The sequence below is a fragment of the Flavobacterium sp. LMO8 genome, from assembly GCF_009495755.1.
GTDB lineage: Bacteria > Bacteroidota > Bacteroidia > Flavobacteriales > Flavobacteriaceae > Flavobacterium.
Genome location: NZ_WIBJ01000030.1, coordinates 327419 through 344639 on the forward strand (window position 1 = coordinate 327419; position 17221 = coordinate 344639).

At 32.7% G+C, this 17221-nt stretch carries 11 protein-coding genes; 8 read left to right on the plus strand and 3 right to left on the minus strand.

Features of this window, described 5'->3' with window-relative positions:
• Position 1: 1 nt before the first annotated feature.
• From GFJ94_RS07770 to GFJ94_RS07780, 3 genes are read right to left on the minus strand one after another with little or no spacing between them, the layout of a single operon-like run.
• Entirely contained in the window at positions 2-733 is a 732-nt protein-coding gene (locus GFJ94_RS07770) for a bifunctional 2-polyprenyl-6-hydroxyphenol methylase/3-demethylubiquinol 3-O-methyltransferase UbiG (RefSeq protein ID WP_153200987.1), read from the minus strand.
• Complete coding sequence (locus GFJ94_RS07775; protein ID WP_153200988.1) at positions 726-1622, minus strand: glycosyltransferase; 897 nt, start codon at positions 1620-1622, stop codon at positions 726-728. The genes GFJ94_RS07770 and GFJ94_RS07775 overlap by 8 nt, the downstream gene beginning before the upstream one ends.
• Positions 1623-2306 (minus strand): cell division ATP-binding protein FtsE, encoded by a 684-nt coding sequence (locus GFJ94_RS07780; RefSeq protein ID WP_153200989.1) that lies wholly within the window; start codon positions 2304-2306, stop codon positions 1623-1625.
• A gap of 188 nt (positions 2307-2494) precedes the next feature.
• Here GFJ94_RS07780 and GFJ94_RS07785 point away from each other — a divergent pair, with 188 nt between their 5' ends.
• From GFJ94_RS07785 to secDF, 8 genes are all read left to right on the plus strand, one after another.
• Positions 2495-5506 (plus strand): tetratricopeptide repeat protein, encoded by a 3012-nt coding sequence (locus GFJ94_RS07785; RefSeq protein ID WP_153200990.1) that lies wholly within the window; start codon positions 2495-2497, stop codon positions 5504-5506.
• 59 nt (positions 5507-5565) lie between these two features.
• Positions 5566-7320 carry a TonB-dependent receptor gene (locus GFJ94_RS07790; protein ID WP_153200991.1) on the plus strand — a complete coding sequence of 585 codons (1755 nt, stop codon included), beginning with the start codon at positions 5566-5568 and terminating at the stop codon, positions 7318-7320.
• Between the two features lie 100 nt (positions 7321-7420).
• Entirely contained in the window at positions 7421-7870 is a 450-nt protein-coding gene (locus tag GFJ94_RS07795) for a GreA/GreB family elongation factor (protein ID WP_153200992.1), read from the plus strand.
• 235 nt (positions 7871-8105) lie between these two features.
• Entirely contained in the window at positions 8106-9722 is a 1617-nt protein-coding gene (asnB, locus tag GFJ94_RS07800) for an asparagine synthase B (protein WP_153200993.1), read from the plus strand.
• 270 nt (positions 9723-9992) lie between these two features.
• Positions 9993-11933: a DNA topoisomerase (ATP-hydrolyzing) subunit B gene (gyrB, locus tag GFJ94_RS07805; protein ID WP_133610054.1), complete on the plus strand. Its 1941-nt coding sequence runs from the start codon at positions 9993-9995 to the stop codon at positions 11931-11933.
• Positions 11905-12933 (plus strand): DUF6588 family protein, encoded by a 1029-nt coding sequence (locus GFJ94_RS07810; RefSeq protein WP_238989445.1) that lies wholly within the window; start codon positions 11905-11907, stop codon positions 12931-12933. The genes gyrB and GFJ94_RS07810 overlap by 29 nt, the downstream gene beginning before the upstream one ends.
• Before the next feature lie 28 nt (positions 12934-12961).
• Positions 12962-13894, plus strand: a complete 933-nt coding sequence (gene mdh, locus GFJ94_RS07815) for a malate dehydrogenase (RefSeq protein ID WP_153200994.1) — start codon at positions 12962-12964, stop codon at positions 13892-13894.
• Between the two features lie 301 nt (positions 13895-14195).
• Positions 14196-17117, plus strand: a complete 2922-nt coding sequence (gene secDF, locus GFJ94_RS07820; protein ID WP_153200995.1) for a protein translocase subunit SecDF — start codon at positions 14196-14198, stop codon at positions 17115-17117.
• Positions 17118-17221 lie beyond the last annotated feature (104 nt).

The following is a 17221-nucleotide window of genomic DNA, read 5'->3' on the forward strand; positions in this document are numbered from 1 at the left end:
TTTATTTGGTTGCAAAAAGAATAATTTCCTTGTCGAAAAAACCTAAATAAGCGTCTTTTTCAAATTCTTTTACAGAAACAGTGAATCCTACACTTTCTAATCGTTTTTTTAAACCATCTACTGAATAAATTCTCACATGATCTTCTTGACCAAAGTGCAATAATCGCTCAGCTTCGGAAGTAATAGTGTAATTTTCATAAATGTCACCTTCTTTAAAAGGCGTTTGAATGACCACAGTTCCAGTTGGTTTTAAAACACGATGTAATTCACTCATCGCTTTTACATCTTCAATAACGTGTTCTAAAATATGATAGCAAACAATCAAATCAAATGTATTTTCTTTTTCCGGAATTTTAGTGATATCGTAAGTAACATCAGTAATAAAATCACCCGATAAATCAGAAGCAATATGGTTTACGTTTTTTTCTTTTTTCCATTTTCGAAATAAAGTTCGAGAAGGCGAGAAGTCTAAAACGTGAATATTAGTTTTAATGTATTGCTCTTTTAAAATTTGCCATAAACGTCTATCTCTGGTAAGACTTCCACAATTGGGACAAAGTAAGTCGTGATTTGGTAAATGTACCCAATCTGAAGCTTTGAAATCGCAAATTATACATTCGTGATGGTTTCCTCTTTTAAAAACTGCATAACATTTTCGTAAAATAGGTTCTATTCTAAAAAGCAACTTTTTAGGAATAAATGGGGTTAGACTATTCTTTAACGAATTATACATGCTTTTTTTGATTGAGTAAACAAAAGTAACCTAATTTGTATAAATCTAATACAATCAAACTTGGATTAGATGAGGTTAGGTTAGCAATCATTTTTTTTGAAATTTTTTTAAAAAAGAAACGAATCACATTATCTAATTGCCAAAACTTAATGATACTATATGTTTTTCCTATTTTGGTGTCTGATAGTTTTAGTTTTTTATCTACAATTAGCTGATATAAAGTAGTAACTGCTTTTTCAGTTTTTTCAATAAAAGTTAAACTTGTTTCCGTATTAAAATGAACTAATCTGTTTTTAATATGTTGAATAGGAATGTTATTTTCTTTCAATTGTTTGATAAAAACCACATCTTCATATCCATAATCTTTTACGTTATAAGGAAAATGATGTTTTGAAAGAATTTCTTTTTTGAGAAGTAAATTCCAAGTAAAAACAAAATGATAAGGATTTTTTAATCGTTCCGATAACGGAATACTTTCGCGTTCATTACCATATTTCCAACGAAGTAATTTGTCTTTTTCAGGTTTTTTATTCGGATAAGTTACGCCACCAAATAATACCTGCGTTTCTAGATTAATCGAAGCAATTACATTTTGCAAATAGGTTTTTTTTTCAGGAAAAGCATCGGCTTCCATAATAAGCACATATTGAAATTGCGCTCGATTATTTAGTAAATTGATGTTGTTTCCTCGGCCTAAATTCTCATGATTTAATGTGTAGGAGCAATGTTGTAAAAGATTGATTTCGGTGTTTTCATTTAAAAAAGTTTTACTTGCATCATCTTGAACTAAAATTTCATAAGCAATACTTAATGCATCGGCCTGATTTTTTAATTCCGTAACTAATGGATAAACATTGTAGTTGTATGTGGGAATTAAAATCGATAGCATTTACACCGTTCTTTGAACAACTTCAAACATTTTTCCACCTTCAAATTTTAACGTTTTTGAAGGGTATTTTAAAACTAATGCATAATCGTGAGTTGCCATTAAAATGGTTTTTCCGTTAGCGTTAATTTTACGAAGTACTTCCATCACTTCTACACTTGTTTGTGGGTCAAGATTTCCTGTTGGTTCATCGGCTAAAATGATTTCTGGGTCATTTAATAAAGCTCTTGCGATTCCCACGCGTTGCTGTTCTCCACCAGAAAGTTGGTGTGGCATTTTATTAGCAAATCCTTTCATGCCTACTTTATCTAAAACTTCTTCAATTTTTAAATCCATTTCAGCTTTTTCTGACCAACCAGTTGCTTTTAAAACAAATAAAAGATTTTCTTTTACACTGCGGTCAGGTAATAATTTAAAATCTTGAAAAACCACACCTAACTTTCTTCTTAGATAAGGAATGTCTTTTTCTTTTAATGTGGCTAAGTCATAATTTACAACACTTCCTTGTCCATCTGTTAATGATAAATCAGCATAAAGCGTTTTTAAGAAACTACTTTTTCCAGAGCCTGTTCTACCAATTAAATAAATAAATTCGCCATTTTTAACTTCAATATTTACATCGATTAACACTGGGTTTTTATCTTGATAAATGGTTGCATTTTTTAAAGATAGAACTTCTTGTGACATAGTTGGTATGAGTTTTAAAATGTAAAAGTAATAACTTATGGTTCGGTTTCAAAATTTTAGCCCAAATTCGACTAAAAATATTAGTTGTAGTTAAAAACTATGTTCAAAAGTAGTGCAATAATATGTTAATTTCATTCGTTAATACTTTGAATAAGCCTTATATTTGGAACTTATAAATAACGCATCAAATGATAAAGTATTTAAAACTCTCTTTTTTAGTAGTTTTCTTTTCAGGAACACTTTTCGCCCAACAATCATCTGTTTATACGCACGAATTAACCGAATTCAATAGAGCAGTTGAATTATACAAAGACAAACAATATCAAGCAGCTCAAATTTTGTTTGATAAAGTAAAGTCGAAAACCGATAATGTGGAAGTAGAATCGGATTGTGCTTACTATATGGCTAATTGCGCTATTCGTTTAGACCAAATGGGAGCAGACGTTTTGGTAGAAAGTTTTGTTGAGGATTATCCAACGAGTACCAAAACGAATCAAGCCTATATTGAGGTGGCGCATTATTATTTTGATCAAGGAAATTATCCAAAATCATTAGAATGGTTTGATAAAGCCGATTCAAACAATATGTCACAAGCTGAAAGAGAAAAATTCAATTTCCAAAAAGGATATGCCTATTTTACAGCGAAAAATACAAAAGAAGCTACAAAATACTTCAATCAAGTTGTAAATTCTAAGACTTTTGGAAGTCAAGCGAAATACTATTTAGGGTATATGTCTTATGAAACCGACGATTATAAAAGTGCAAATCAATACTTCGAACAAGTTTCAGACCAAGACAAGTACAAAGAAAAAATGGGATATTTTCAAGCGGATATGAATTTTAAGCTTGGGAATTTCCAAAAAGCCATCGATTTAGGTGTAGAACAAATGCCAAAATCAAAAGGTGAAGAAAAAAGTGAATTGTCGAAAATCATTGGAGAAAGTTATTTCAATTTAAAGCAATACGATAAAGCGCTTCCGTATTTACTGGCTTATAATGGAAAAAAAGGAAAATGGAACAATACTGATTTTTATCAATTAGGTTACACGTACTACCAACAAAAAGATTACGAAAACGCGATTTCGCAATTCAATAAAATAATTGATGGAAATGATGGCGTGGCACAAAATGCTTACTATCATTTAGCAGAAAGTTATTTAAAAACCGATAAAAAGCAACAAGCTTTAAACGCTTTCAAAACAGCTTCGGAAATGGAATTTGATTTAAAAATTCAAGAAGATGCCTATTTGAATTATGCGAAATTGAGTTACGAAATCGGAAATCCATATCAATCGGTTCCAGAAGTTTTAAATGCTTACGTGGCTAAATATCCAAACACGCCATATAAATCAGAGATTAACACATTGTTGATTAGTTCGTACATCACGTCAAAAAATTATAAAGAAGCGTTGGTTTTATTGGAAAAAAACAAATCTCCAGAAAACAAATTAGCGTATCAAAAAGTAACGTTTTACCGAGGTTTAGAATTATATACCGATGGGGATTACAAAGGAGCTTATTCGTTATTCAAAAAATCAATAGCAGAAAATAAAGATGCAAAATTCACCGCAAGAGCCACTTTTTGGAAAGCGGAAACCGAATATAATTTAGACCAATTTGAAGAAGCAAAATTGAGTTTCAAACAGTTTTTAAATTCAGCCGAAGCTTCAAATACTCCAGAATACGCAAATGCAAATTACAACTTAGCGTATTCGTATTTCAAGTTAAAAGAATATGAAAATGCGATTCAATATTTCGATTCGTATACCAAATCGGTAAAAGAGGATAAAATTCGTTTAACCGATGCGTATTTGCGTTTGGGTGATTGTAATTTCATGGCAGCAAAATATTGGCCAGCGATGGATGCGTACAACAAAGCTATCGACATGAAAAGTGTTGATGCTGATTATGCAGCGTTCCAAAAAGGAATTAGCTACGGATTTGTAAGTAAACCAGATCGTAAAATTGAAGATTTAGAGAAATTTGTTAAAACCTATCCTACTTCTCAATATGCGGATGATGCATTGTATGAGTTAGGAAATACTTACGTAAATCAAAATCAGAACGACAAAGGAATTGCAACTTACGATAGATTAATCAATGGTTATAAATCGAGTTCTTATGTAGCAAAAGCGATTTTAAAACAAGGTTTGATCTACTATAACTCAAGCAAAGAAGATTTAGCTTTAACGAAATTTAAAAAAGTGGTTGCCGAATATCCAAATTCACCAGAATCTATCGAAGCCGTTTCAACAGCTCGTTTGATTTATGTAGATAAAGGTCAAGTGGATGAATATGCTGATTGGGTAAAAACACTCTCATTTATTGAAGTTTCTGATGCTGATTTAGATAATGATACCTACGAATCGGCTGAAAAACAATATTTACAAAACAACAGCAAGCAAGCTATTTCAGGATTCTCAAGTTATGTGAGTAAATTTCCAAACGGATTACATGCTTTGAAAGCGAATTTCTACTTAGCGCAATTGTATTTTGCAGATAACTTAGAATCAAATTCGGTAAAACATTACGAGTTTGTAGTTTCTAAACCAAGAAATGAATTCACTGAACAAGCATTAGCGCGTTTGTGTCAAGTTCATTTGAAAGCTAAAAATTACGATAGTGCCATTCCAGTTTTAGAACGTTTAGAAACAGAAGCAGAGTTTCCTCAAAATACTACATATGCACAATCTAATTTAATGAAATCGTATTACGAAAAACAAGATTTCACTAATGCCGTTGTATATGCTGATAAAGTATTGAAAAACGACAAAATCGATGATAGGATTAAAAGTGATGCCCAAATTATCGTAGCGCGTTCAGCAATAAAAACCAATGATGAAGCGAAAGCAAAAGATGCATATGCAAAACTTCAAAAAATTGCAAAAGGTGAATTAGCTGCCGAAGCTTTGTATTACGATGCGTATTTCAAAAACAAAGAAGGCAAGTTTGAACCATCAAATGTAGTAGTGCAAAAAATTGCTCAAGATTATTCAGGATATAAATATTTTGGAGCGAAGAGTTTGGTAATTATGGCAAAAAACTTCTACGGATTAAAAGATAGTTTTCAAGCGACTTACATTTTAGAAAGTGTAATTGAAAACTTCAAAGAATATACAGATGTAATCGAAGAAGCTCAAAAAGAATTGGATTTCATCAAAGGAGAAGAAGCAAAACGTAATTCATCAATCACAAACTAATAATCATATTTCATTGTCATACTGAATTTGTTTCAGTATCTCATTTAAAAATATAGAACATGAAGAAATTAAATATAATCGCCTTAGTTTTAGTCGTATTCGGAATCCAATTTTCTTTTGCTCAAGTAAAAGATGAAAACATTGGTTCGGAAGTGGTAAACATTGTGAAGCCTTATACGCCAACCATTTCAGATGCTTTTAAGGTTAAAGAAACGCCATTGTTAGACGATGAAGACAATCAGCAAAAAGAAGTAATTCAATACAATATTTTCTCGTTTCCGGTAGCATCAACATTTACGCCAGCAAAAGGAAAAGCAGCAGGAGTAGATAAAACCGAAAAAGAAAAATTATACAACAATTACGCAACCTTAGGTTTTGGAAATTATCCAACCATCAACGCCGAATTATTCATTACGCAAAACTTAAGCCGAAGCAATTATGTAGGTGGAATGTTACGTCATTTATCATCTCAAGGTGGAATTAAAGACTTGGTTTTAGATGATAAATTCTACAACACCAGTTTAGATGTAACTTACGGACTTCGTGAACGCGATATGAGTTGGAATGTAGATTTAGGCGTGAAAAACCAAATTTACAATTGGTATGGCTTACCAACAGAAACTATTTTCTTTGATGACCCAACGATTGCAGGAATCGATTCAAAACAAACGTATAATACGATTGCACTTGGCGGAAAAATGAGTTTCAATGATAGTTTCTTTAAAGATGCGAGTATGCAATTCAAACGTTTTTCTGATGGATTGGATTCGGGAGAAAATCGTTTTTTTATCAAACCAAATTTCGATTTCGATGTGATGAATCAAAAAATAAAAGCAGATTTCGTAGTAGATTATGTAGGTGGAAGTTTTGAAAGAATGTACGATGTAGATTCGGAATTAAAATACAGCACTATTATCGCGGGAACTAAGCCAAGTATTTTGTACCAACAAGATGATTTATCGGTTCAAATTGGAGCTGGAGTATATTATGCTACTACAAAAATCAATGGAGAAAGTGATGGAAAAATCTTCGTTTATCCAAACATCAAAGCATCTTATAAATTAGTAGGTGATATTTTAGTCGCTTACGCTGGAGCAGAAGGTGATTTAGAGCAAAATTCGTATGCTGATTTCGTAGATCAAAATGCTTTCGTATCGCCTACTTTGTTTGTTGCTCCAACAGATAATAAGTATGATATTTATGTTGGAATGAAAGGTAAATTAGCAAATTCAGTTGCTTTTAATGTTCGTGCATCTTATTTAAATCAAGACGACAAAGCACTTTTTGTTAGCAACGAGTATAATCCTGCTTACGGGAATACAGAAGGTTATGCTTACGGTAATTCATTCGGAGTAGTGTATGACGATTTAAATACGCTAAGTATTTTCGGAGAATTGAAAGCCGATTTCTCTAAAAATGTAACTTTCGGAATCAACGGAACCTACAATAATTACTCAACCGATTCACAAGCGGAAGCATGGAACTTACCACAATTAAAAATTGGTTCAACCGTAGATTTTGATATTAACGAAAAATGGTATGCTGGAGCGAATGTGTTTTTTGTAGGCGAAAGAAAAGATTTAATTTCTGTTCAAGATGATTTAACGATTAATCCAGGAACTTTCACAACAACTGAAGTAACTTTAGATAGCTATTTCGATTTAAACGCTCATATAGGCTACAAATACAACGCAAGATTAACCGCTTTCTTAAAAGGAAATAACTTAGCCAATCAACAATACAACCGTTGGGCAAATTTCCCAGTGCAAGGTATTCAGGTGTTGTTAGGTGCGAATTATAAATTTGATTTCTAATATACTTAACCACAAAGCTCACAAAGGTTTACACAAGGTTCACAAAGTCTTTTTGTGTTCTTAGCGCCTCCTTTGTGCCCTTTGTGGTTAAACATTCACCATGACATTCAAACAAAAAATAAAATCCCAATACCAAAACCAATTATCAGAAAAAATAAACGAATTTCGTTTTATGATTTCTGATTTGGCTCAAGATGCGCAAAACGATGCGAAAGGTTCGGCTGGTGATAAGCATGAAACCGCTTTATCCATGATGCATTTAGAGCAAGAAAAACTCAATCAAAAATTAGCGGAAATCATCGGTCATAAGAATAGCGTTGATAAAATTGATGCAGATGTAATTCATAATAAAGTTGCTTTGGGAAGTTTAGTTCAAACCAATGAAATGTTGTTTTACATCAGCGCTGCTTTGCCAAAAATCCAACTCGAAAATAAGACGATTATTGCCGTTTCACCACAATCGCCATTAGGAAGTCAATTAATGGGAAAAAGTCTCGGAGATGAGGTTATGATCAATACCAATCGATTCCAAATTAAATCCATCGAATAAAACAAACGCCACTTACTTGAGTGGTTTTTTTATGATTTGTAACCAAAACAAACGTAAAACAGTCTTTACGATTTAAAATATAATTAAAAAATCAATTTTTAGTTTTAAGTTATAACTAAAATTTGTTTATAGGTTTATTATTAAAACTTAATTAATCAATTTTGCTTCATCAAATTAAGTGAATGTATAATCTCACTTACACAATTAAACATTTCAACGATTAAACTAAAAAGTTATGTGCGGAATATTAGCCATTATAGGAAAAGGAAAAGAAGAAGCTTTAGTGCAACAATTATCAAAAAGAATGAGCCATCGTGGTCCAGATGAAAGTGATATTCATGTAACGGATAAAGGTCACATTTTGGCACACGAACGTTTATCAATTGTCGATTTGCACACAGGAAAACAACCCATTCAAGGAACCGATTCCGCTTGGATGGTACATAATGGCGAAATATACAATCACAAAAAATTAAGAGAAACGACTTTAAAACATCACACGTTCAGAACTTCATCCGATTCAGAAGTTATCGTGCATTTGTATGAAGAATTTGGATACGATTTCTGCGATATGTTAGACGGAATTTTCGCATTAGTAGTTATCGATGTCGATGATTACATCGTGGCTCGCGACCCACTTGGAGTAAAACCTTTGTATTACGGAATGGACGAAAGAGGTCGCTTGTATTTTGCTTCCGAAATGAAAGCTATTACCGACCAATGTAAATCATTTTCCACTTTTCCTCCAGGACATTATTATACGGAAAAAACAGGTTTCGTAAAATACTACAAACCAGAATGGGAAGCACACGAAAAAGCAGTTGAAAAACTAGATTTACAAGCTTTAAATGAAACATTAACTCAAGCGGTTGAAAAACGATTAATGTGTGATGTGCCTTTTGGAGTTTTACTTTCTGGTGGATTAGATTCATCGTTAATTGCTTCAATTACTTCAAGATTGTTAGAAGAAAGCGGACAAGAATTACATTCTTTCTCAATCGGATTAGATGCTTCTGCTCCTGATTTAGTAGCAGCAAAAAAAGTGGCGGATTTTATTGGAACTACGCATCACGAAATTCATTTCACGGTCGAGCAAGGAATCGAGATTTTAGATAAATTAATTTGGCATTTGGAAACCTATGATGTAACGTCAATTCGTGCTAGTACACCTATGTATTTCTTGTCGAAAGCTATTACGGAAAAAGGAATCAAAATGGTGTTGTCAGGCGAAGGTGCTGATGAAATTTTCGGAGGTTATTTGTACTTCAGAAATGCGCCATCAGTATTAGATTTCCAAAAAGAAACCATCGAACGCGTTCAAAAATTATTTACCGCCGATTTGCTTCGTGCCGATAAATCAACCATGGCACATGGATTAGAAGCGAGAGTTCCGTTTTTAGATAAAGCATTTTTGGATTTGGCGATTAAAATTCAACCTGAAGAAAAAATGCCAAAAACCTATAACGGAATTGAAAAATATATTTTACGAAAAGCATTCGATACACCCGAAAGACCCTTTTTGCCTGAAGAAATTTTATGGCGCCAAAAAGAACAATTTTCAGATGGAGTAGGGTATAACTGGATTGATACTTTAATCGAATATTGCTCAAGTCAAGTTACTGATGAACAATTTGCAAAAGCAAAAATATTATTTCCATACAATACGCCAGTTACAAAAGAAGCATTCTTTTACAGAACTATTTTCCATAAGCATTTTCCACAAGATAGTGCAGCGCAAACGGTTCGTAAATGGATTCCAAAATGGCAAGATAACCAAGATCCAAGCGGAAGAGCAAATGCTGCTCACGTTAAGGCAGATGTGTCGATTTCAGCAGAAATGGAGAAAATATAATTTTGATTTGATATAGTTTTGATTTTGTTGTTTTGAAAAACCTCTTTAATTTGATTTTAAAGAGGTTTTCTTGTTTATATCTGTTTTGCAAAATTCAAAAAACTATCAAAAATCCAAAATAAGGCTATTTTTATTCGATTTAAGCCACTTTTATTTGAAATTAACAAATGTTAATAACTTAGTATCGAGTTAAGGTGGTTTTTATTTCTTCTTTTTATCTAATTAGTTATATTTGTTGATATAAAAAATACTTTATTTAGCACAAATATTATGAGTGAAGAAAATAAAAAAGGTAGTTACTCGGCAGACAGTATTCAGGCATTAGAAGGAATGGAGCACGTAAGAATGCGTCCATCCATGTATATTGGAGATACTGGAGTTCGTGGATTACACCATTTAGTTTATGAAGTTGTAGATAACTCAATCGATGAGGCTTTAGCAGGACATTGTGATACTATTTATGTTGCAATTAATGAAGATAATTCGATTACAGTTGAAGATAACGGTCGTGGTATTCCAGTTGATTTACACAAAAAAGAAGGCGTTTCTGCACTTGAGGTGGTAATGACTAAAATTGGTGCTGGAGGTAAGTTCGATAAAGATTCATATAAAGTTTCTGGAGGTTTGCATGGTGTTGGGGTTTCGTGTGTGAACGCGCTTTCTGATCATTTACGTGCTACGGTTTATCGTGAAGGTAAAATTTATGAGCAAGAATACGAAAGAGGTAAAGCTATGTATCCAGTTAAACAAATTGGAACTACAGATAAGAGAGGTACCATGGTTACTTTTAAACCAGATGCTACCATTTTTACCCAAACTTTAGAATATTCTTACGATACTTTAGCAGCTCGTTTGCGTGAACTTTCTTTCTTGAATAAAGGAATTACGATCACGTTAACTGATAAAAGACATTTAGCGGATGATGGTTCTCAACCAGTTGAAACATTCCATTCAAAAGAAGGTTTAAAAGAATTCGTTAAGTTTTTAGATGGAAATCGCGAGCCAATCATTTCTCATGTAATTAGCATGGAACATGAAAAAAGTGAAATTCCAGTTGAGGTTGCTTTAATTTACAATACAAGTTATACAGAGAATATTTTCTCTTATGTAAATAATATCAATACACACGAAGGAGGAACACATTTGCAAGGTTTCCGTATGGGATTAACTCGTACGTTGAAAAAATATGCTGATGCTTCTGGATTGTTAGATAAATTAAAGTTTGAAATTTCTGGAGATGACTTCCGTGAGGGTTTAACAGCTATTATTTCGGTAAAAGTGCAAGAGCCACAGTTCGAAGGTCAAACCAAAACTAAGTTAGGGAATAGAGAAGTAGTTTCTCCAGTTTCTCAGGCGGTTTCTGAAATGTTAGAAAATTATTTGGAAGAAAATCCAAATGATGCTAAAATCATTGTTCAAAAAGTAATTTTGGCTGCTCAAGCCCGTCACGCTGCTAAAAAAGCACGTGAAATGGTACAACGTAAAACCGTAATGGGTGGCGGAGGATTACCAGGTAAATTATCAGATTGTTCTGAACAAGATCCAGCAAAATGCGAAATTTTCCTTGTCGAGGGTGATTCGGCAGGCGGAACAGCTAAACAAGGTCGTGACCGATTTTTTCAAGCAATTTTACCTTTACGAGGTAAGATTTTGAATGTAGAAAAAGCAATGCAACATAAAGTATTTGAAAACGAAGAAATTCGAAATATTTTTACCGCATTGGGAGTTACAATCGGAACGGCTGAAGATTCAAAAGCATTAAATTTAGAAAAATTACGATACCACAAAGTAGTGATTATGTGTGATGCCGATGTCGATGGTTCTCACATTTCTACCTTAATTTTAACGTTCTTTTTCCGTTATATGAAAGAACTTATTGAAAAAGGACACGTATATATTGCGGCTCCACCTTTGTATTTAGTTAAAAAAGGAAACAAAAAAGAGTATGCTTGGAATGATGTTCAACGTGATGTAGCTAACGAAAGAATGGGAGGAAGTGCTGCTATTCAACGCTATAAAGGTCTTGGAGAAATGAATGCTGAGCAATTATGGGAAACCACTTTGAATCCAGAAAATAGAACATTCAGACAAGTAACTATTGATAGTTTAGCAGAGGCTGATAGAGTTTTTTCAATGTTAATGGGTGATGAAGTGCCACCTCGTAGAGAATTTATCGAGAAAAATGCTTCTTACGCAAAAATTGATGCGTAAATCGGGCATAATAATAGGATTGTTTGCTGCTTTCTTTTTTACACAAAAAGTTAAGGGACAATCGGCTACAGATTTAGAACAAATAGGGTATCTGCTTTCAGATGCCCTTTTGTATTCAGAGCAATATATAGTTCCTGCTACAGATGCTGCGGTTTATCAAGCGTCGTCGGCTTGGGTAATGTCGCCTAAAAAGAGAAAAAAATGGGATGTGATTTTAGGATTGCATACCAATGTTTTCTTCGTTCCAAAAGCTGATAGAACCTTTCAAATTCAAAATTCTGATTTTCAGTTTTTCGAAATAGAAGGAGCAACTTCAGCTATAGTTCCAACTGCTTTAGGTGATGATACTCAGGTGTATTTAGTAGGGGAATTAGGAGGCGAAGAAGTGCGTTTCAAAACTCCAGAAGGAATTAACCAAGAGTTAGTAGTTTATCCTTATTTGCAAGGCGGAATTGAATTACCCTACGGATTTGAATTCATTGCTAGATATTCTACAAAAACCAAGCTAAAAAAAGGAGATTATCAAGTGTATGGTTTCGGATTAAAGCATAATTTTAGTCAATATTTTCCAAAAGTGGAAGCTAAAAATATCCATTTTGCAGCGGCAGCTATCTATTCAAAAGAAGATATCAGTTTTGATTTTTTAGATATTAATACTGCTTATGGTAATCTTGGAATTAATAATTTGAATGGTTTAGTAGATACTTTTCATTTTCAATTGAGTGCTTCTAAAGAATTTGAGCGTTTTGAATTGATGACCAATTTTATTGTTAATCATAGTTCTTTTGAATATATAGTAAGTGGTAAAAAAGGTTCTATAGAAGATGTTATTCCAATTCAAAGTTTGATTAACGGACTTTTAGAGCGAATTGCAAAAGATAAAACAAATGTTTTAGGAGAGATATCGGGTAGATATCAAATTAGTAAAATTTATCTTCAAAGTTCAATTGCTTTTGGTAAATTTGTCAACGCAAACGTTGGAGTTCAATATCAATTTTAATTTAATAATTTTTAATATACACAACAAAATGAAAGTAACAATAGTAGGTGCGGGTAACGTGGGTGCAACATGTGCAGATGTTATTTCGTACAGAGGAATCGCAAGCGAAGTAGTATTGGTAGACATCAAAGAAGGTTTTGCAGAGGGTAAAGCGATGGATATTATGCAATGCGCTACAACAACTGTGTTCAATACACAATTAAGCGGAACAACAGGAGATTATTCGAAAACAGCAGGAAGTGATGTAGTAGTTATTACATCTGGAATTCCAAGAAAACCAGGAATGACTCGTGAAGAATTAATCGGAATAAACGCTGGAATCGTTAAATCGGTTGCTGATAACGTATTAACGCATTCGCCAAATGCAATTATTGTAGTAGTGTCAAATCCAATGGATACAATGACCTATTTAACATTAAAAGCAACAGGATTACCTAAACACAGAGTAATTGGAATGGGTGGCGCTTTAGATAGCTCACGTTTCAAATATTTCTTATCAAAAGCATTAGACAAACCAGCTAATGATGTTCAAGGTATGGTAATTGGTGGTCATGGTGATACAACTATGATTCCTTTAACTCGTTTAGCATCTTATAATGGTGTTCCAGTTTCTAATTTCTTATCTCAAGCCGAGTTAGACAAAGTTGCTGCTGATACTATGGTGGGTGGTGCTACTTTAACAGGTTTATTGGGAACTTCTGCTTGGTATGCACCAGGAGCTTCTGTAGCGTATTTAGTAGACAGTATTTTAAACGATCAAAAGCGTATGATTCCATGTTCAGTTTTCTTAGAAGGTGAGTACGGACAAGAAGATATTTGTATGGGAGTTCCATGTATTATTGGTAAAAATGGTATAGAGAAAATCGTTGATGTACAATTAAATGATGCTGAAAAAGCGTTATTTACTAAAAGTGCAGATGCAGTTCGTAACATGAATGCCGATTTGAAATCAGTATTGTAATTTTGTATTAAAATAGAATTGAAAAACTGTCAAGAAATTGGCAGTTTTTTTTTGTTTTTACTATTTTTAAATAAGCTTTAAAAAAGAGATTTTTGCTTTAAATTAATAAGTTTTCAACAATAAATAAAGGAATGTGAAATACTTTTTTTAGTTGCAAGTCTTTCATTATTAGGTTATAATAGCGTTTTATGATTAAACTTGCATAAAAAGGGTATTTTAATCCAAAATAAAATTGCTTAATCCTATTGTAAATTATATATTTGTCCGTTTTTATAAAATAGAATAAATAAATTTTAGAATAATGCAGAATAGAGGACTTATTAAATTTTTCGCAATTATCTTTGCTTTGGTATGTGTATACCAGCTTTCTTTTACTTTCGTAGCGAATAGTATTGTTTCTGATGCAAAAGCATTTGCAAAAGGAGATACGGCTAAAGAATTACGCTATTTAGATTCTATAGGGAAAGAAGAAGTATACTTAGGACATACTTACAAAGACGTTACTAATAACCAAATCAACAAAGGTCTTGACTTAGAAGGAGGATTGAACGTAATCCTTCAGATTTCGGTTAAAGATGTTTTAAAAGGATTGGCTAATGATTCTAAAAATCCAGCTTTCAACAAAGCGCTTGCTGATGCAAAAACAAATCAAAAAGGAAATCAAGATTATATTGATGCTTTTTTTGAAGTGGCAAATTCTAGTAATTTAAAATTAGCTGCTGCTGATGTTTTTGGAAACAGAAACTTAGATGAAGTTATCAAATTTGATATGACCAACAAACAAGTTGAGCCAATTATCAAACAAAAAGTTCAAGAATCTGTAGAAAGTGCTTTTAAAGTATTAAGAGAGCGTATCGATAAATTTGGTGTAACTCAGCCTAATATTCAATTGTTAGGAAATTCTGGTAGAATCTTAGTAGAATTACCAGGAGCTAAAGATGTAGATCGTATTAAAAAATTATTACAAAGTACCGCTCAATTAGAGTTTTGGGAAACGTATAAAATTGAAGAAGTTGGACAATATTTAATAGCTGTTGAAGACGCATTAAAGAAAACTGAAGTAGCTGTTAAAGATGCTCCTGTTAAAACTTCTGGTATCGATTCATTATTAACTGATAAAGTTGATACTACTGCAGCTAAAAATAGTCCTTTCTTAGGTAAGATGTTAGCTCCAGGTCAGCAAGGTGCTCCACATATTGGAACTTTTGCTACTAAAGATACTGCAGCAATCAACGGATATTTTAAAAGAGCCGACATTAAAGCATTATTACCTGCTAATTTAACAAATATTAGATTTGCTTGGGGTAAAACAAATGAGAAAAATCCAGATATTACAGATTTATATGCATTAAAAGGAACAAGAGATAATGTTGCTCCTTTAAGTGGTGGTGTAATTGTTGATGCAAAAGATACTTTTGATCAATTAGGTAAACCTGCCGTTTCTATGCAAATGAATGGTAACGGATCAAGAAAATGGGAACAAATTACAGGAGCAGTTTCGCAACAAGGAAATGCTATTGCAATTGTTTTAGATAATATTGTTTACTCTGCACCAGGTGTAAGTAAAGGAGCTATTACTGGAGGTCAATCAGAAATTTCTGGTAACTTCACAATTGAAGAAACTAAAGATTTAGCAAACATCTTAAGAGCGGGTAAATTACCAGCTGCTGCAGAAATTGTTCAATCAGAAGTTGTTGGACCATCATTAGGTCAAGAAGCAATTGATAATGGTTTCTTATCATTTATCATTGGTTTCTCATTAGTGTTATTATGGATGGTGGTTTACTATGGTAAATCAGGTTTTTATGCTAACTTAGCTTTATTAGTTAACATTTTATTCATATTTGGAACATTAGCAAGTTTTGGTGCTGTATTAACATTACCAGGTATTGCAGGTATCGTATTAACGATCGGTATGGCGGTAGATGCTAACGTAATCATCTTTGAAAGAGCTAAAGAAGAATTGAATAACGGTAAATCGGTTCAAGAGGCTACTGACTATGCTTTCACATGGAAAGGAGCTATGTCTTCTATTATTGATGCAAACGTTACAACTGCAATTACTGCAATTATCTTATTAGTGTTTGGTACAGGACCTATTCAAGGTTTTGCTACAACGTTATTGATTGGAATTTTCACTTCTGTAATTACTGCTGTTTTTGTAACAAGAATGTTCTTAGATTGGAGTTTAAGCAGAAATGAAAAATTAACATACTCAACTTCATTAACTAAAAATTGGTTTAAAAATTTAAATATTGATTTCTTAGGGAAAAAGAAAATTGCTTATGTGGTTTCAGGAATTTTAATTGCATTAAGTATTTTCTCTTTAGCAACTAAAGGATTAAATCAAGGTGTGGATTTCGTAGGAGGTAGAACATATCAAGTGCGTTTCGATAAAGCAGTTTCTGCTCCAGAAGTTGCAGCAGATTTAGTAGCTGTTTTTGGAAGTGCTGAAGCTAAGATTTATGGTGGTAACAATCAGTTAAAAATTACTACTAAGTATAAAATTGAAGAAGAAGGTGAAGGAATTGATAAAGAAGTAAACCAAAAATTATATGATGGTTTAAAGAAACATTTGCCTGCAGATTTAACTTACGATAAGTTTGCTAACTTATATGAAGGAAAACAAATCGGAATTTTGTCATCTGCTAAAGTAACTGGTACTATTTCAAAAGATATCAAAACAAACTCTTTATGGGCGGTTTTAGGTTCATTGTTAGTAGTATTTATTTACTTAATGATAACTTTCCGTAGATGGCAGTTTGGTTTTGCTGCGGTTGTGGCAGTTGCACATGACGTAATTATTGTATTAGGAATTTTCTCTTTCTTCTACACTATTTTACCTTTCAACATGGAGATTGACCAAGCGTTTATTGCGGCTATCTTAACAGTAATTGGATATTCGTTGAATGATACTGTAATTGTATTTGATAGAGTTCGTGAATTCTTAGATTACAATTCATCACCTGATTTCAAAGGATTAGTGAACAAAGCATTAAATACTACATTAAGTAGAACAATCAATACGTCTGCTACAACTTTAGTTGTATTAGTTGCAATTTTTATCTTTGGTGGAGAAACAATTAGAGGATTCGTATTTGCTATCTTAGTAGGTATTTTAGTAGGAACTTATTCATCTTTATTCATTGCAACTCCAGTTATGAATGATGCAATTGGTGAAAAAGAAGGTCGTAAAATGGCTGAATTTAAAAAAGAAGACTAATAAATTAGTTTACATTATGAGTTGTCCTAAAAAAGGTTGACAAGTTTTACAATAAATTAATTAAAACCAGTGACGTTAACTTCACTGGTTTTTTCGTATACAAA